The organism is Streptomyces sp. NPDC048288 (assembly GCF_043201555.1).
Taxonomy (GTDB): domain Bacteria; phylum Actinomycetota; class Actinomycetes; order Streptomycetales; family Streptomycetaceae; genus Streptomyces.
The window spans coordinates 554246-572316 of record NZ_JBICZD010000007.1 but is presented as its reverse complement, the minus strand read 5'-3'; the positions used below and the strand labels follow the sequence as shown (position 1 = coordinate 572316).

Genomic DNA, 18071 nt, shown 5'->3' with positions numbered 1-18071 from the left:
TCTGTTCACAGGGCGTCATGCGGAGGCCTTCACGACACTCCAGCCACCGTCCACGACGAGACTGGCCCCGGTGACGTAGGAGGCCTCGTCGGCGCAGAGGAAGGCGATCGCGGCGGCCGCCTCCTCGGGGGTGCCGAACCGGCGGGCGGCCGTCTGGGCGATGCTGCGGTCCCGTTCCTCGGGCGGGACCCGGTTCCAGGCGCCGGTGAGGATCGGCCCGGGCAGCACCGCGTTGACGCGTACCTCGGGTCCGTACTCGACGGCGAGCTGTCCGCACAGGGACAGCAGGCCGCCCTTGGCGGCGGCGTAGGCCGGGTGACCGGGGATGCCCGCGTGCGCGTGCACGGAGGAGGTGAGGACCACGGCGCCGCGCCGGGCGCGCAGGTCGGCCAGGACCGCCTTGACGCCGAGGAAGCCGGCGGTGAGGTTGACGGCGAGCTGCCGCTGCCAGGATTCCAGGGACAGCTCGTGGGCGGGCCGGACGTCGACGGTGTAGGCGTTGCCGACGAGCACGTCGACCGGGCCGAAGTCATGGGCGGCGGTGGCGATCCGCGTCCAGTCGGTCTCGTCGGCGACGTCCGCGTGCACGTACCGGGCCCGGCCGCCGTCCCGCTCGATCCCGTCCACGACGGCCTGGCCGCGCTCGTCCGCGAGGTCGGCGAGCACGACGGCGGCCCCCTCCCGGGCGAGCCGTTCGGCGGTGGCGGCTCCGATGCCGGAGGCGGCTCCGGTCACCACGGCGGTCCGGCCGGTGAAACGGGCACCGTACCGTCGTACGGACTGGTCCATCGGGCTCCTTAGAGGGTGAGCTGCTGGAAACATATGCGTCCTACAGGCGGGTCAGTACCACCAGGTCGGCGTCGTACCCGGCATTCCAGGCGAACGGCAGGCCGTAGTGGAGCAGATGGGCTCCGCTGTACGAGGTTCCGCTCGCCGTCTCCCGGTAGCGTGCCGTCGGCTCCAGGCCGCGCAGCCGGAGCCGGTCGGGGCGGCCGGGGAGCAGCGGGGCACCGTCGAGGCGGCCGGTGGAGAGCGCGGCGACGACGGTCCGGTCACCGGCGTCGTACTGCACACCGCAGGTGGGGTCGTCCGGTGTGCCGAGCAGCCGGACCTCGCCGTGGTGGACGACGTCCCGTACCTCCTTGTACCGGGCGATCCACCGGGCGGCCTCCGCCCGCTGTTCCGGGGTCCAGGCACGGAGGTCGGCGCCGATGCCCAGGACTCCGCACAGGGCGTTGACGAAGCGGAAGGCGAGGCTGCGCGGGCGCGGGTCGAGGATGCCGGGGGCGTCGGTGACCCAGGAGCTCATGACGTGCGGGGCGTGGGCGTGCAGGAAGCCGTGCTGGACGCGCAGCCGGTCCAGGGGCGCGGTGTTGTCGCTGGGCCAGACGACGTCGGTGCGGGCGAGGGTGGCGAGGTCGACGCGTCCGCCGCCGCCGGCGCAGCCCTCGACGGTGACGTCGGGGTGGGCGGTGCGCAGGTGGTCGAGGACGCGCAGGTAGCCGGCGACGTGCTCGGCGTCCAGGTCGGCCGGGCCGGTGCCGGGGCGCCCGCGTTCGGTGGGCGGCCGGTTCATGTCCCACTTCAGGTAGCCGATCGGGTGCGCGGTGAGCAGCCGGTCGAGGGTGCCGACGACGAAGTCCTGGACGTCGGTCCGGCCGAGGTCGAGGAGCAGCTGGTTGCGGACGAGCCGGGCCGGGCGGCCGTCGACGCGGTAGACCCATTCGGGGTGGTCGGTTTGCAGCCGGCTGCCGGGGCTGACCGCCTCCGGCTCGACCCAGAGTCCGAAGTCGAGTCCGAGGGCCCGGACGTCCTCGACGAAGCGGCCGAAGCCGTCCGGGAAGGCCTCCGGGTCCGGGTGCCAGTCGCCCAGTCCTCCGGTGTCGTCGGCGCGGCCCGTGAACCAGCCGTCGTCGACGACGAAGAGTTCGGCCCCGAGGTCCGCGGCGGCCTTCGCCAGCTCCAGCTGGCCGGCCGCGTCGACGTCGAATCCGGTGGCCTCCCAGGAGTTGTAGAGCACCTTGCGGGGGCGGTGCAGCCGCTCCCCGGCGAGGTGCCGCTCGTAGCGGTGCCAGACCCGGGACAGGCCGTCGAGGCCGTCCGGGCTGAACGCGCAGGCGAGGCGGGGGGTCACCAGCGTCTCGCCGGGGCCGAGGCGGACGGCGCCCTCGTGCGGGACGCGTCCGGCGCGGACCCGTACGGCGCCGCCGGGCTCGGCCTCCGCCGTGATGTGCCAGTTGCCCGGCCAGGCGAGGGCGACGCCGTAGGCGGCCGGGGCGTCCCCGTCCTGCACGGCGAGCCAGGGCGCGTACGCGTGACCGGGCACGCCCTGGAGGCTGCCGATGGTGAACGTGCCTCTGGTGAGGTCGAGTCGGGTGTGCTGGAACTCCTGGGACCACTGTCCGCAGAGATACGTCAGCCGGGCCGCGCCGGTGACCGGGACGGTCACGGCGGCCGAGTCGAGCCGCTCCAGGCGGAGTTCGTCGTCGCGGGCCGTGAACTCGGCCCAGCGGAGGATCACATCGGTGCCCGGCACGGTCTCGTAACCGAGGACCGTCCGCAGTCCGATCACGTCGTCCGTGAAGGCCAGACGCAGGGATCCGTCGGCAGCCTCCGCGCCCTCGAACTCCCACCACATGCCCCGCTCTTCGCCGTCCGGGCGCGAGGCCACCACCTCGGACCCGGTGAACGGCCGCAGCCCGTACGGCAGATACTCGGCCGGGGCCACGTCGGCGGGCGTGATGAAGTGCGTGCGGTGGGACCGGTCCAGGGCGGAGGGGCCGTCCTCGACGCCGGGCGGGCCCCAGGCGGCGAGCTCGGCCCACGGCCCGTCCGGGGAGAGCCGGACGGTGTAGCAGGTGTTCGCCGTCCGCAGGGTCCAGCGCTGGTCCGTCACTTGACCGCTCACTTGACCGCTCCCAGGTTGAGGCCGGCCACGAAGTGCCGCTGGAATCTGAGGAAGACGGCGACCGTGGGCGCGGCGGCGATGACCGACCCGGCCGCGATCACGTTCCACATCGACACGTACTGGCCCTGGAGTCCGATGAGGGCGGCCGTGACCGGCATCCTGGAGTCGCTGCGCAGGACGGTGATCGCCCAGAGCAGGTCGTTGAAGATCCAGGTGAAGGAGAGCGCGCTGAGCGCGGCCAGGGCGGGACGCGTCAGCGGGAGGATGATCCGCCGGAAGATCTGCCAGGGTCCGGCGCCGTCCACGACGGCCGCCTGCTGGATCTCCACCGGGATCGACCGCATGAACCCGTGCAGGACGAAGACGTAGAAGCCCACGCCGAAGCCGATCTGCACCCCGATGAGGGCGGGCAGGGTGTCGTAGACGCCCATCAGCTCGCTGAGCTTGGAGACCGGGATGAGCAGGATCTGGGGAGGGAGCAGGTTGCCGCCGAGCATGAGGAGCAACAGGGCGCGCCGGAAGGGGAGTTCGTAGCGGCTGAGGGCGAACGCGGCCATCGCGGCGAGGGCGAGGGTGACCAGGACGCAGGGCACGGTGACCAGCAGGCTGTTGATCATGGCCTGCTGCTGGCCGCCGTCGCTCCAGGCCTGGCCGAAGTTGGACAGCGTGAAGGAGTGCGGCCGGCTGCCCAGGCCGTGGGCGGCGATGTCGTCGAAGGTGCGCAGGCTGGTCACCAGGACCAGGGCGATGGGCAGCAGCCACAGGACGGCCAGGGCACCGGCGCCGAGGTGGAATCCGGCGGTCGCGGCCCGCTTGCGGCGCACCGCCGTGGACGGGGCGGACATCAGTCGGCCTCCCGGAACGCGCGGACGAGATAGGAGGCGATGACCCCGAAGGCCAGCACGAAGATGACGACGGCGAGGGCGGAGCCGTAGCCGAGGCGCAGGGACTGGAAGGCGGTCGAGTACATGTACGTGCTCAGCAGTTCGGAGGAGTGGTAGGGGCCGCCGCGGGTCAGGGACCAGACGACGTCGAAGGAGCGCAGCGAGTCGATGACGATGACCGACAGGACGACCGCGTTGACGCTGCGCAGCTGGGGCAGGGTGACATGGCGGAAGCGCTGCCAGGCGCTCGCGCCGTCGACCTTGGCGGCTTCGTACAGCGCGGGGTCGATGCCCTTGAGGCCGGCCAGGTAGAGCACCATGACGTAGCCGATCTGGCGCCACAGCGCGGGCACGATCACCGCGTACAGGGCGGTGTCCTGGTCGGCGAGCCAGGCGTGCTGGAGGCTGCCGAGGCCCACGCTCTGCAGCAGCCGGTTCAGGACGCCGTCGGGCTGGTAGATCGCCTGCCAGACGAGGGCGGTGGCGACCAGCGAGAAGACGACCGGCAGGAAGAGCGCGGCCCGGTAGAAGCCGACCCCGCGCCGCTCCTGCTGGAGCAGCAGCGCGGTGGCCAGGCCCAGTACGGCGGAGAGTCCGCCGAAGAGGACCAGCCAGAGCACGGTGTGGCCGGCCGCGCCGCGGAAGACGTCGTCGTGGGCCATCTCCCGGAAGTTGCCGAGCCCGATGAACCGCGGCGGGGAGACGCCGTCCCACCTGGTCAGGGCGAGGTAGAAGCCCTGCAGCGCGGGCCAGAACACCCACAACGCCTCGACGAGCAGCGGAACCAGGACGAAGGCGAGGACCAGCGGCGGGGTGCGCCGGGAGCCCCGGGCCCGTCCGCGGCTCGCGGGCGGGCGGGCCGGGGACTTCCGTTCGGGGGCGGTCAGCACGGCCACGTCAGGCGTTCCAGATCTTCTGGGCGTCGCGCTGCCAGTCGGTGAGGATGCCGCCGATCTCCTTGGGCCTGGCCAGGAACTTGGTGAGCGCGGTGTCCGCGGTGGGCTGGAGGGCGTCGCTGGAGTCGCGGTTGAAGAACTGGGTGATCTCGGCCGCCGCGGCGATGTGTGCGCGGCCCTTCTTCACCAGCGGGGTCCCGGCGTCCTGGGCGTCCGGGTTGCAGGGCAGGACGGTGCCCGAGGAGCCCTTGATGTAGATCTCCTGGGCCTCGGCGGTGGCGAGGTAGCTCAGCAGGTCGTGGACCTGGTCGGTGCGGCCGGTGCGGGCGCTGGCGAAGTAGCCGTCCACGGGGGCCTCTTCGGCGAGCGGGACCTTGGCGTCGACGACCGGGAAGCGGAAGAAGTCGATGTCGTCCAGGGCGCTCCTGGGGGCCGCGTCGGCGAAGAAGGTGCCGATGAGCATCATGCCGGTCTTGCCGCTGAGAAGGGCCGTGGTGGCGTCCTGGAAGGGGAGGGCGACGCCGTTCGGGTCGAAGTACGGCAGCGCCTCCTGCCAGCGGTCGAAGACCTTGCGCACCTCGGGGTCGTCGAACCGGTGCTTCCCGGCGAGGAGTTCACGGTGGTACCGGGCGCCGTTGATCCGGATGTCGAGGTAGTCGAACCAGGCGGAGGCCACCCACGGGGTGTTGCCGCCGGCGCCGAGCCCGATCGGGGCGACGCCCTTGCTCTTCAGCTTCTCGCACAGGCCGAGGAAGTCGTCCCAGCTCTTGGGGAGTTCGGTCACGCCCCACTTGGCGAAGTTCGACTTCCGGTAGAACATGCCCCACCAGTAGTAGGTGGCGGGCACGAAGACCTTCTTGCCGGCGCTGGAGGTGCAGAGCGAGTTCAGCGCCTTGCTGTACTTCTGGAGGTCGGGTGAGGAGCTCCACACCTCGTCGAGGTCGAGCAGCAGGTTCTTCCTGGCGTAGGCGTCCGCCACCGAGCCGGGGTACCAGGTGAGCACGTCCGGCGGGTTGGCCGAGGTGAGGTAGGTCGGCAGCTGGGTGCGGAAGGTCTCGGCGGCGACCGTGTTGAGGCTCGCCCTGCCGGACCCCTTCTTGGCGTACGCCGCGACGAGGTCCTCCATCGCGGTCTTGGCCTGCGGGGCGGAGAGGTTGGACTGGAGGGTCACCGCGCCCTTCGAGGAGCTCTTCGCGGAGGAGGTCGAGGTGACACAGCCGCTGAGCAGTGCCGCGGTCCCGGCTCCGCCGAGTCCGGCGAGGAACCGGCGGCGGCTGGGCTGATGGTTGGCCATGATGGATCCCTCGGTTACTTGAATGTGGTCCGGTACACGTGGCCGTCGACCCCGCGGAAGACCGCGTCCACGGCTCCGTCCGGGCCGGCGACCGCGCCGAGCGAGCCGTCGAACGCGGCGCTCGGGAACTCCTGCCGCTTGCTCCAGCCCTGCCAGGCGCCGTCCGCGTACCGCTGCTGCCAGAGCGTGTAGTCGGCGGCGCGCGCGTAGAGCAGCACCGCGTCCCCGGCGGCGACCAGCGTCGGGCTGCCGCTGACGGTCCCGCCGAGCGGGGTCCACGCGGACCACTCCCCCGACGTGTCGCGCGACCGCGTCCACACGTCGTCGGCGGCGGTGCGGACGGCGACCTGGACGCGCCCCTGCGCGTCGACAACGGCGGACGGGCGGCCGTAGGTCGTCCGGTCGCCGGGCGCGCCGAGCGAGGACCAGGCGGTGGCCGGACCGCGCTGCACGACCGTGCCGTCGGCCCCGCGGGCGAACAGCGTCCAGTGGACGGGGTCGGTGAAGGCCACGGACGGCGCGTCGGTCAACTCGCCGCCCAGGGACTGCCATCGGCCCCAGCGGCCGTCGGCGTGGACCCGCCGGTAGGCCCGGGAGTCGGCGCCGCGCACGAAGACGTCGATCCGGCCGCCGGCCGAGGCGTGGGCGGCGGGCTGGCCGAGGATCCGGCCCCGCGCGGGGCCGCCGAGGTCCCTCGTCCTGCCGCCGGCCTGCTCGACGAGCGAGCCGTGCGGTCCCCGGAGGAAGACGGTGCCGTCGCCCGTCACGGCCGGGCTCGCGGTGGCCGTCACGCCCAGGTCCGTCCCGGGCAGGGCGTCGGCGCCGGTCAGCTTCAGGAACGCGGTGCCGTGCGCGGGAACCGCCACGGTGTACGACCCGGTGTGCGTGCCCCGGTCGGCGCGGGCCCGCAGGTCACGGACGCGTACCGGGCCGCCGAGGCCGGTGTCGGCGAACCGCACGGTGCGCTCGGCCGGCCGGTCGGAGCGGTTGAGCAGGACGACCGCCCGCTGCCCGCTGCCCCGCAGCACCTTGCTGTAGACGTCGCCGACCTGGTCGGTCGCCACCCGTACCCCCTGGATCGCGAGGGGGTCCTGGTCGACGGCGATGATCTCCGGGTTGCGGAGGGTGCTGAGCATCGAGTCGGACAGCGTGCGGGGGTCGGAACCGAGCACCAGCGGGGAGCCCATCTCGGCCCACATCACGAACTGGGTGGTGGACTCCTCCTGGGTCAGCTCGTACGACCCGTCGGTCATCCTCCGCATGGGGATGAGGTAGTCGGGGTCGTTGTAGTGGCCGGGGCCCTGCGCCTCGGGGTGCCAGGCGTTGGCGTCCATGGTACGGAGCACGTTGAGCCACTGGCCGGGGCTCGGGGTGCCCCAGGCGATGTCGGTGCCGGTGCGCCAGGAGTCGGCGATCGCCGGGGCGTAGACGTAGGTGTTGTGGGCGTCCTGCTCGGGGGTGTGCGGCAGGCCCCAGTCGTCGGTGAGCGGGTTGCAGAGGTTGAGCAGCATCCGGCGGCCGGACTTGGCGACCGCGTCGCTGAACTCCTTGAACGCGGGCCCCGGGTCGAGCCCGGCGCCGATCCCGCACAGGAAGTCGACCTTGATGGCGTCGATCTTCCAGCTCGCGAACTGCCGTGCGTCCTGGTCGTAGTACCCACGGCTGCCGAGACCGCAGCTCCTGCCGCCGTCGTAGGCGCCGGCGTCGGTGTAGATGCCGGCCCGCAGGCCGCGCCGGTGCAGGTAGGACACGAGCGCCGGGATGCCGGACGGGAAGCGTTCCGGGTTGGCCGTCAACCGCCCTTGTGCGTCACGGGGGTTGTCGGCCTGCCAGCCGCCGTCCAGCCACACGATGTCGTAGCCGCTGTCGCGCAGACCGCTGCCGACCAGCTTGTCAGCGACGGAGCGCACCTCCTTCTCGGTGGGCGCGCCGAGTCCGTAGTAGGTGTTCCAGCCCATGTAGGGCGTCGGCGCGAGGCCGCTGTCGTAGGCGGCGGGTGCGCCCTGGTCGACGGCCGTCCCGGCGAGGGCGTCGGGGGTCACGGTGGCGGCCAGGACCACCGCGGTCGCCGCCGCGAGGACGGGCCGGGTGAACCGGTGGTGCCGGGGTCTGGGTGCGGGCGGGTGCAGGGTCACGTGCGTCTCCCGGGGGATGGGAACGTCTCGGCGAAGACTGTGACCCGAGGCCGAAACCACGTCAAGATTAATTACTAATTTAATAGAAGCAGCGCGGAGGCATGCACAGACTCTTGACAGCTCCACCTTCGGGCAGTCATGTTCGGCAACGTTGTCAGTCGTCATGGCAACGTTGTCAACATCCTGGTGCCCGGCTCGAACTCCCCTGATCGGAGCCCCCGTTCATGTCGGATCAGTCAACTCCGCCGTCCCGCCGTGCCGTTCTCTCCGCCGGAACCACCCTGCTGGCCGGATTCGGGCTCGGCGCGGGCCCGTTCGCCGGTGCCGCCGCGGCGGATTCCGGACAGCCGGGGCCGCGCGGTTCCCGGGGCGAACTCGCCGCCCACCGGCCGGTGTCGGTGTCCTCCACCGACTACGCGCCCACGCCCGCGGAGTTCGCCGTGGACGGTCTCGGCCAGGTCGGCGTCCGGGGCACCGGATGGCGGGCCGCGGCCGGTGATCCGCAGTGGATCTCCGTGGACCTCCAGGCGCCGTGCCGGGTGGAGTCGCTGTGCCTGGTCTTCGAGGCGACCGCGGCCGACCCGCCGTTCACCGACTCGCCGAACGGCAGCCCGCGCAACGACACGACGGGCCAGGAGATCCTGTCGAGCTGCGCGGTCGACTTCGTCGTCGAGACCTCGCGCGACCACACGTCCTGGACCACGGTGTACCGCACCGACTCCGGCACGGGCGGCGCCCTGGAGATCGCCCTCCCCGAACCGGTCACCGCACGCTGGGTGCGGCTGACCGTGCACAAGCGCTCCAACGCCAACCCGCTCGGCCTCAACGGCTTCCAGGTGTACGGCACCTGCCACGCCCCGCGCCCCGAGGCCACCGGCTGGACGAACTGGGGCACCCAGCACCGCACCCCCGAGCCGCTGCGCCTCGCGGCGGACGGCACGGTCCCGCTGGAGTCCGGCTGGGACCTCACCCTGGACGACCGGGCGGACGGCGACGGGCCCGCGCTGTCCAAACCCGGCGTGGACACCGGCCGTTGGCTGCCGGCCACCGTGCCCGGGACCGTCCTGACCTCGCTGGTGGACCAGGGGAAGCTGCCCGACCCGGTGTCCGGCCTGCACAACCTGCGGATCCCGGAGGCGCTGTCCCGGCACTCCTGGTGGTACCGGCGCGAGTTCCGCCTCCCCGAGGGCCTGCGCACCGGCGCCGGACGCCATGTCTGGCTGGAGTTCGACGGGATCAACCACAGGGCCGAGGTCTGGCTCAACGGCAACCGGGCGGGCGAGCTGACCTTCCCCTTCGCCCGCGCCGCCCTCGACGTGACCCGCCTGCTCGCGGACGGTTCGGCGCAGGCCCTCGCCGTCCGGATCACCCCCGTCCCCTTCCCCGGCAGCCCCGGGGACAAGGGCCCGGCCGGGCTGGCCTTCGTGGACGCGGGCGCCAACATGATGAACCGCAACTCCCCCACGTACCTGGCCGCTTCTGGCTGGGACTGGATGCCGGCGGTACGGGACCGGGCGGCGGGCATCTGGAACCACGTCCGGCTCCGCTCGACCGGCGCGGCGGTGCTCGGCGACCCCCGGGTGGACACCCTGCTGCCGGACCTGCCCGACACCGGCACGGCCGAGCTGACCCTGGTGATCCCGGTGCGCAACGCCGACACCGGACCCCGACGCGTCACCGTCACCGCCGCCTTCGGGCCGGTACGGGTGTCCGAGACGGTCACCGTGCCCGGGGGCGGTGCCACCGACGTCGTCCTCACCCCCGCCGACCACCCCGAACTCCGCCTCCACGAACCTCGGTTGTGGTGGCCCAACGGCTACGGCGACCCGGCCCTGCACGACCTGACGCTCACCGCCACCGTGTCCGGCGTGGAGAGCGACCGGCGCACGTCCCGCTTCGGGATACGCCAGTTCGGCTACGAGTACGAGGTCCCGCTGACCTTCCCGCCGGGCGGCAACGCGGTCGCGCAGACCGTGGACTTCGCATCGCGGCGGGCGCGGTACCTGCGCGTCCTGTGCCGCACCCGCGCCACCGGCTGGGGCGCGTCGATGTGGAGCCTGGCGGTGCTGGACAGCGCGGCGCCGGACACCGATCTGGCCCTGCGCCAGGCGGCCACCGCGTCCTCGGTCGACGACACCGCGCACCAGCCGGGCAACGCCGTCGACGGCGACCCGGGCACCCGGTGGTCGTCCGCCTTCGAGGACGACCAGTGGATCCGGGTCGACCTGGGGAGCACGGTGTCGTTCGACCGGGTCGTCATCACCTGGGAGACCGCGTACGCGCGGACGTTCACCGTCCAGGTCTCCGACGACGGCACCGACTGGACCGACGTGCAGTCCGTCGACAACTCCACCGTGCCGCTGAAGATCAGCGTCAACGGCGTCCGGGTGTTCTGCCGCGGCGGCAACTGGGGCTGGGACGAACTGCTGCGGCGGATGCCCGCCACGCGCATGGACACGGCCGTGCGGATGCACCGCGACATGAACTTCACCATGATCCGCAACTGGGTGGGCAGCAGCAACCGCGAGGAGTTCTACGCCAGTTGCGACGAGCACGGCCTGCTCGTGTGGAACGACTTCCCAGGCGCCTGGGCCATGGACCCGCCGGACCACCAGGCCTTCCTCGACCTGGCCCGCGACACCGTACGGCGCTACCGGATCCACCCGAGCGTGGTCGTGTGGTGCGGCGCCAACGAGGGCGATCCGCCCGGCCCGGTGGACGACGGCATGCGCTCCGCGGTCCGGGCCGAGGCGCCCGGAATCCTCTACCAGAACAACTCGGCCGGCGGGATCGTCTCCGGCGGCGGCCCCTACGGCTGGGTGGAGCCCGAGCGCTACTCCTCGCCGTCGACCTACGGCGGCGGGACCTTCGGCTTCCACACGGAGATCGGCATGCCGGTGGTGCCGACCGCCGAGACGATGCGCCGGCTCGTCGCCGACGAACCCGAGTGGCCCGTCGGCACCGCCTGGTACCACCACGACTGGAGCACCAGGGGCAACCAGGCACCGCAGAACTACCGGGCGGCGATCGAGGCACGGCTGGGCCCGGCGACCGGCCTGGACGACTTCTGCCGCAAGGCGCAGTTCGTCAACTACGAGAACGTCCGCGCCATGTTCGAGGCCTGGAACGCCCGGCTCTGGGACGACGCGAGCGGCCTGATGCTGTGGATGTCGCACCCCGCCTGGTACAGCACGGTCTGGCAGACCTACGACTACGACTTCGACGTCAACGGCGCCTACTACGGCGCCCGCAAGGCCGCCGAGCCCGTCCATGTACAGGCCGGTCCCGTCGACGGCCGGGTGATCGCCGTCAACCACACCCCGCGGGCGATCGACGGCGCGGTCGTGGTGGCCCGGTGGTACGACCTGACCGGCCGCCAGGTGGCCCCCGAGCGGCGCGCGACCGTCGACGTGGCGCCGTCCGCGACCACGACGGCGTTCACCGCCCCGGTCCAGGACGACCTGCCGGACCTCCATCTGCTGCGCCTGCGCCTCACGGACGCGCGGGGCACGCTGCTCTCGGAGAACACGTACTGGCGGTATCGCACCCCCGAGGCCATGAACGCCCTCAACCAGCTGGGGCGGACCCGGGTCTTGGCCGACCTCGTCCGCACCGACCGCCACACGGTGACCACGAGGGTGACCAACCGGGGCTCCGCCGTCGCGGCCATGCTCCGGGTCTCCCTCCTCGACGACCGCTCGGGAGACCGCGTGCTGCCGACGCTCTACAGCGACAACTACCTGTGGCTGCTCCCGGGCGAGTCACGGACCGTCACCGCGACCTGGCCGGCCGACGTGGCGGTCACCCGGCCGAGCGTGCGGGTCGAGGGCTACAACGTCCCCCGGTCCACCGCCCGGTGACGCCGTACCTCACTGGGCGGCCCGGGCGGTCCGGGCGGCCCCGGCCCGGCACGAGCCCGCCGCAAGGAGGGCGCACACCACGAGCACGGGCGGGAGCACCCCGGCCCAGGGCGGTGCCGTCCGCAGCACCGCCATGGAGACCGCCGCGCCCACCATCAGGGCGGCCAGCCGGGCGGACACCCAGCGGTTCAGGCGGCCCGCCCGCACGCCCTTGACGATGAATGTGGCCAGGGTGCCGGTCAGATAGGTGGTCGGCGCCGCCGCGCTCCCGGCCGCGACCATGGCGCCCGACTGGATGCCCATGGTGAGCGCGGCACCGCACTGCAGCACGTCCCGGGCGACCGGCCCCGGCGCTCCGTCCAGGGCGGCCCAGGCCACCGCGCCCGCGGCCAGCAGCAGCGCCTCTGCGGCGAGGGACCACAGCACCGGCGGCGACCAGCGGGTGGCCTCGCCCCGGGGCCGGCGGGTGAACCACGCGATGGCGGCCGCGCCCGCGCCGAAACCCGCCAGTGCCAGCACCGCCGCGGTCACCCCCGTCGCCTCGGCCCGGCCGACCGCCATCCCGAGCAGGGCCAGGTTGCTCGTCATGACCCCGGCGAAGACATGGTCCAGGGCGGTGAAGGAGATGGTCTCCACCGCCCCGGAGGCCGCCACCAGCAGCACGACGGCGACGCGCAGCGCGGTCCCCGGTTCCGTCGGCGGTGGCCCGGGAGGCTCTGCCGCTCGCTTCGGCCGCACGTCACTCACAGTCCCCGAGCGTAACGCGCGGCGAGGGCCGTTCCCGGCTTCGGGGGTCCGACCAGGCAGCCCTTGACGTAGTTAGACACCGCGTCAAATTACCGAACCGTAACCTACGCGGTAGTACCACGAGTAACTTACTCGCGCGTAATGTCCTGGCGAACCACTTCACCGCGGTGTGAGCCGGCCCGGGACGGCCTGCTCTCCCCGCCGCATTCACCTGTGTTCCTCACTGCCGGCCGCATCACAGGAGGTTCGCCATGCCCGCACGCAGGAAGCTTTTGGCAGCAGCGGTGACCGCTGCCGCCTGCCTCGGCGCCCAGGCCCTCGCCAGCACCGCCGCCACGGCGGCGGACGAGGTGGTCTCCCGGGGTGTCACCATCCCCGCGTTCTACAACCCGCCCGCCGAACTCCCCTCGGCGAACGGCACCCTGATCCGCAGCGAGCCCCTCCCGCTCGCCCTCAGCCTGCCCGGCCTCGACGGTCCGCTCCCCGGCACCGCGACCCGGCTGATGTACAAGTCCACGGACTCCAACGGCGATCCGGTCGCCGTGACCGGCGCCTACATCGAACCGAGCGCCGCCTGGCAGGGAGACGGACCACGCCCGCTGGTGGCCCTCGCCCCCGGCACCATGGGCCAGGGCGACCAGTGCGCCGCCTCCCTCGGCCTCGAACACCCGCTGACCGTCAACAGCCAGACGCTGTCCGTCGGTTACGAGGACCTCGCCATCTACCGCCTCCTGGCGAAGGGCGTCGCCGTGGTCGTCACGGACTACGTCGGCCTCGGCGCCACCGACCGGCTGCACACCTACGTCAACCGCGTCGACGAGGGACACGCGGTCCTGGACGCGGTCCGCGCCGCCCGCGCGGTCGACGGCGCCTCCGTCACCGACGCCTCCCCCGTCGGGCTCTACGGCTACAGCCAGGGCGGCGGAGCGACCGCCGCCGCGGCCGAACTCCAGGCCTCCTACGCCCCCGACGTCACCCTCTCCGGCACCTACGCGGGCGCACCGCCCGCCGACCTGACCGCCGTCACCAAGGCCATCGACGGCAGCGAACTGGCCGGTGCGCTCGGCTGGTCCCTCAACGGCTTCCTCCAGTCCGACCCCTCGCTCAAGCCCATCGCCGAGGCACACCTCAACGACGCCGGAAAGGCCGCCCTCAGCGACCTGTCGACCATGTGCGTCGGCGACGCGCTCCTCGGCTACGCCTACGCGAAAAGCACCAAGTGGACCACCGACGGCCGGTCCATCAGCGACATCATCGCCACCACCCCCGCGCTCCAGGCCTTCCTCGACAGCCAGCGCATCGGCACCCTCAAGCCGTCCGGCCCCATCCGCCTGACCACAGGCGTCAGCGACAACCTCGTCCCCCACGCCCAGGCCCGCCAGCTCGCCGTCGACTGGTGCCGCAAGGGAGGCGACGTCACCTACACACCCGTCGTACTCCCCAGCGTCGGCAGCGCCCTCCTCAACCACTTCGCCCCGCTGCTCACCGACCAGGGCTCCGCCATCGACTGGCTCACCGACCGCTTCGCCGGCAAGGCGGCCTCCTCCAACTGCTGGAGCATGCCCGTACAGCCCTGACGCCCCGGCGGGCCGCGGACCGGGCAGCAGCCCCGTCCGCGGCCCCTCCCACGCCCTTCGCCTCCCCCTTTGCCAGGGGGTGCTCCGTGTCAGGCCTTTCCGAGCAGGCGCCAGATCTGGTTCTTCTTCGTGGTCAGGGCGCTCGCGGCGTCGCAGGTCCACTGGTGGACCAGGGCGCGGGGCGCGGTGGACACGCCGGAGACGTCCACGCACTTGCCGCTGTGCACGGCGACCAGCTGGTAGTCGTGGCCGTTGCCGAGCGCGGTGACGGGGTTCAGGGTGAACTGCTGGTTGGTGGCGCCGTTGCAGGTGTACTGGATGACGGCGGCGCCGTCGGCGGTGGACGCCCCGGAGACGTCGAGGCACTTCCCGCTGAGCTCGTCGACCACGGTGTAGGTGTTGGTGGTGCCGCTCACCGGCTTCAGGTCGAGCATCTGCTGGTAGCCGCCCTCGCAGGAGTACTGCTGGTACTGGGTGCCGTCGGCGGTGCTGAGACCGGTGTCGTCCAGGCACTGGCCGCTGTTCTGGCTCACCGCCACGGTGGAGACGGTGGTGTTCGACGGCGGGAGCAGGGTGACGGTGTAGCCGTCCTGCGCCGTCGTCCAGGGGATGGCGAGGGACGCCGCGTTGCCGCTGACGGTCAGGGTGGTGTCGGCGACGGTCTCCGGACCGGTCACGGCGGCGCCGCTGTTGTACGGGACGCGCTGGACGACCGCGCGGACCTTGCCGCTCTCCACCACCGACGTCGTGTTCAGGCCGGTGAGGTTGACGGTGACGGTCCCGGTGTTGCCGTTGCTGCCGAGCAGGATCTTCGCGTTCTTCGCGGTGTTGTCCTTGGTGGCCAGGCCGTCGGTGTTGGTGCCGGGGACGAGGTTGACGATGTTGCCGCTCTGCGAGCCGTAGTAGCGGTACATGAACCACTCCCCCAGCGGCAGGTACTGTCCCGCGCTGTTCTTGGTGAGCAGGTTGGCCTCGTAGTCGTGCAGGTTCGTGCCCGAGGCCCAGTTGCCGCGCAGGCCGTCCGCGCCGGCCCGCTCCAGGCGGCCGATGAACCAGGCGCCGCCGCCCGGGGACTGCATGGACAAGGTGGCGTACTCGTTGATCTGGTAGGCACGGGTGTTGGTCAGACCGGCCGCGGCGAGCGTCGAGTTGGCGCGGCCGACGTCGGTGACCGGGTCGCCGGGCTCGTCGTGCCAGCTGTAGACGTCGGGCGCGACGTTGTTGGCCTTGACGTACGACAGGTACGTGGTCCACCAGGTGTTGGAGGCGTTGGGCTGGCCCGCGATGCTGGGGCCGACGATGAGCTGGCTCGGGAACGCGGCCCGGACCTTGGCGTAGAAGCGCGACCACATCTGCAGGTACTGCGTCTGCGAGGCGCCCCAGAACCCGCTGCCGTCCGGTTCGTTCCACAGGTCCCATTGGACGGTCATGCCGTTGGCCTTGACGTCGCTGATCAGCTGGGTGACGAAGGCGTCGAACTGCGTCCAGTCGCCGTTGTCGCCGGGCCAGCCCTGGCTCGTGGTGCCGTCGGCGCCCCACAGGTCGTGCGGCAGCAGGACGAAGGTGCCGCCCAGGGCGGCGGTCCGCTGGTACTGGGCGAGGGTGGAGGCCCAGCGGGTCTGGTAGTCGGCGAGGCTGGTGGCGTAGCCGCCGCTGTTGAGCTGGGCTCCGCCGGCCCGCATGAAGTGCCACTTGATGTCGGTGAAGAAGTGGTCCTGCGGAAGTGAGCCGTCCGGCGTCATGCCGTAGATCGTTCCGGAGGCGTGGTAGGTGGGGGCGCCTCCGGCGGTGGCGAAGTCGACGGTGACGCTGGTGTCCGCGGCCCGCGAGGGGCCGGCGGGCAGCAGGGTGGCGGCGAGGGCGGTCAGGAGGACGGCGACGGAGGCGGTTGCCCGGCGCCGCAGGCGGGTGGTGGGTCTGGGGAGAAAAGCAGGCGAGGTCATCGTGCGGCTCCTCGGGGGGGATGAACCGGGGCCCGGTCGGCCCCGGAGCGGGGCGGGAGACGGCCGCTCAGCGGCGGCCCTCTCGGTGTGCGTGGGCCTCGGCCAGCAGCAGGTAGCCGGCGGCGGTCCAGGTGTAGGCGCGGTCGCGCAGACCCGTTCCGGTGACGGCGTCGAAGTTCTCGGCGAAGCCGTGGGTCTCGCACAGGGCGCGGAAGCAGGCGCTGATCTCGTCCGCCAGCCGGTGATGGCCGGCCCGGCGCAGGCCGTCCTCGACGAGGACGGTCGCGGGCGCCCAGACCGGGCCGCGCCAGTAGCCGTCGGCGAGATAGTGCGGTGAGGCGGTCAGTTCGGTGGCGAGGCCGTACGGGGTCAGGTGGGCCTTGATCCGGTCGGCCAGCGCGCTGCTCACCTCGCCGGGCAGGTGCTCGCCCAGCACGACGGGCATCAGGTCGAGGAGGCTCGCGCTGCTCCAGGTGTCCCCGGTGGCGACCGACCGGGTGACGAATCGGTCTCCGTCCCACAGCTCCGCGAGGAGCGCCGTCCGGATCTCCGTGGCGGTCCGCTGCCAGTGCCTGCTCTCCTCAGGCCGCTGCAACTCCGCTGCCAGATCGGCGAGTTCGTTGAGCTGCAGGACGAGGAAGGCGGCCAGGTCGGCGGTCTCGACGACGCGCTCGGGGTCGAAGGGGGTGGCGTTGTCCCAGCCGCTGTCGTTGCCGTGCTGGTAGTGGGCCAGTTCGGATCCGGGGGCGCGCCGTGCGGTGAGCCAGAAGGTGGTCCAGCGCGCCAGCCGCCCGTAGGTCCTGGCGAGTTCGGCCTCGTCCGGCGGTGTGGGCAGTCGGCGACGCAGCAGGCCGAAGACCCAGCCGTGGACGGGCGGTTTGACGAAGTTGTGGAGCACCTCGGAGTGGGTGACCGAGTCGGGCAGGGCGCCGCTCGCGTCCTGGTGGTCGAAGGGCAGGGCGAACTGGTCCATGGCCAGCTCGGGGCAACCAGGGGCCAGAGCAAGGGCGTTGAAGCAGTGGTCCCAGCTCCAGACCTTGTCCATCCAGTGCTTGGACATCAGTACGGCGGGCCGGGTGACCAATCCCGTGGGGCGCACGGTCGCCGACCACAGGACGTAGGCGGCGAGTTCGGCGGCCGGGGTCGCGGACGAACGCCATGGGGCGACCCGGTCGACGAAGTCCGCGAAGGAGATCCGCGCGGCCTCGACCACCTCGTCGAAGCCCGCCGAGGCCGCGAACGGCGGGCGGGCGGTGTCGAGTTCCTCGATCGCGATCTCCCAGACACCGCCCGGCCCCGCGGTCAGCGCGAGACCCCGGTCGGCGCTGCCGAGGGCCTCGGCACCCGTCGTCCCGGCGAGGGTGCCGGACACCACGGTGACACGGTGGCGGCGGCCGGTCTCGTACGACGTGAACACGTGCGCGTCCGCCGCCGGATCGCGGAAGAAGTACGTGCCGCTGAACGGCGTCAGGGCGGGGGCGGCCGCGGCGACCCTGACGCCCAGGCCGCTCCCCCGCAGGCGCACGGTGTCCGGTGTCGCGTAGGCCAGGTCGATACGGCCGCCCGTGCCGACCCAGCTGAGCAGCGCCGGGGTCGCCTCGACACGGGTCTCCGCCCGGTCGCTGGTGGCGGGGTCCAGGGGAGTCAGGCGCAGAACGGCGTGCATGCCGTTCTGGTGCGAGACGAGGTGGAGATCGTCGGCGTACGTCTTCTCGGCCACCACGGGGGAGATGCCGAACCATGATCCGTACGTGCTGAACGGGATGTCGTGGACGGAGAAGGCCGGGCCGGGTCGGACGGCGGTCATGAAGGGCGACTCGATTCTGC

11 protein-coding genes are annotated in these 18071 nt (G+C 72.4%); 2 read left to right on the top strand and 9 right to left on the bottom strand.

Annotation, left to right across the window (positions count from 1 at the left end; translation table 11 throughout):
• Positions 1–15 precede the first annotated feature (15 nt).
• From ACGFZS_RS27485 to ACGFZS_RS27460, 6 genes are read right to left on the bottom strand one after another with little or no spacing between them, the layout of a single operon-like run.
• Positions 16–789: an SDR family NAD(P)-dependent oxidoreductase gene (locus ACGFZS_RS27485; RefSeq protein WP_393797346.1), complete on the bottom strand. Its 774-nt coding sequence runs from the start codon at positions 787–789 to the stop codon at positions 16–18.
• Between the two features lie 40 nt (positions 790–829).
• A complete protein-coding gene (locus ACGFZS_RS27480; protein ID WP_393797376.1) occupies positions 830–2896 on the bottom strand; it encodes an alpha-galactosidase in 2067 nt (688 codons plus the stop codon).
• 8 nt (positions 2897–2904) lie between these two features.
• On the bottom strand, positions 2905–3753 hold the full coding sequence (locus tag ACGFZS_RS27475; RefSeq protein ID WP_393797345.1) for a carbohydrate ABC transporter permease: 849 nt from the start codon (positions 3751–3753) through the stop codon (positions 2905–2907).
• Entirely contained in the window at positions 3753–4688 is a 936-nt protein-coding gene (locus tag ACGFZS_RS27470; RefSeq protein WP_393797344.1) for a carbohydrate ABC transporter permease, read from the bottom strand. Before ACGFZS_RS27470 ends, ACGFZS_RS27475 begins: the two co-directional genes overlap by 1 nt.
• A gap of 1 nt (position 4689) precedes the next feature.
• Complete coding sequence (locus ACGFZS_RS27465) at positions 4690–5982, bottom strand: ABC transporter substrate-binding protein (protein WP_393797343.1); 1293 nt, start codon at positions 5980–5982, stop codon at positions 4690–4692.
• A gap of 14 nt (positions 5983–5996) precedes the next feature.
• Positions 5997–8111 (bottom strand): glycoside hydrolase family 27 protein, encoded by a 2115-nt coding sequence (locus tag ACGFZS_RS27460; RefSeq protein ID WP_393797375.1) that lies wholly within the window; start codon positions 8109–8111, stop codon positions 5997–5999.
• A 230-nt stretch (positions 8112–8341) separates the two neighbouring features.
• On the opposite strand from ACGFZS_RS27460, the gene ACGFZS_RS27455 reads away from it, so the two are divergent.
• The gene (locus ACGFZS_RS27455) at positions 8342–11977 is read left to right on the top strand and encodes a discoidin domain-containing protein (RefSeq protein ID WP_393797342.1); all 3636 of its coding nucleotides are present in this window, start codon (positions 8342–8344) and stop codon (positions 11975–11977) included.
• Positions 11978–11986: 9 nt separating this feature from the next.
• Here the strand turns inward: ACGFZS_RS27455 and ACGFZS_RS27450 are convergent, their stop codons facing one another.
• Positions 11987–12715, bottom strand: coding sequence for a DUF1275 family protein (locus tag ACGFZS_RS27450; protein ID WP_393797341.1), 729 nt, complete (start codon positions 12713–12715; stop codon positions 11987–11989).
• 260 nt (positions 12716–12975) lie between these two features.
• Here ACGFZS_RS27450 and ACGFZS_RS27445 point away from each other — a divergent pair, with 260 nt between their 5' ends.
• Positions 12976–14301 carry a lipase family protein gene (locus ACGFZS_RS27445; RefSeq protein WP_393797340.1) on the top strand — a complete coding sequence of 442 codons (1326 nt, stop codon included), beginning with the start codon at positions 12976–12978 and terminating at the stop codon, positions 14299–14301.
• A gap of 89 nt (positions 14302–14390) precedes the next feature.
• Here ACGFZS_RS27445 and ACGFZS_RS27440 read toward each other — a convergent pair whose 3' ends face one another.
• Both ACGFZS_RS27440 and ACGFZS_RS27435 read right to left on the bottom strand, forming a co-directional pair.
• Positions 14391–16244: an RICIN domain-containing protein gene (locus ACGFZS_RS27440; RefSeq protein ID WP_393797339.1), complete on the bottom strand. Its 1854-nt coding sequence runs from the start codon at positions 16242–16244 to the stop codon at positions 14391–14393.
• A 67-nt stretch (positions 16245–16311) separates the two neighbouring features.
• Complete coding sequence (locus ACGFZS_RS27435) at positions 16312–18051, bottom strand: amylo-alpha-1,6-glucosidase (RefSeq protein ID WP_393797338.1); 1740 nt, start codon at positions 18049–18051, stop codon at positions 16312–16314.
• Positions 18052–18071 lie beyond the last annotated feature (20 nt).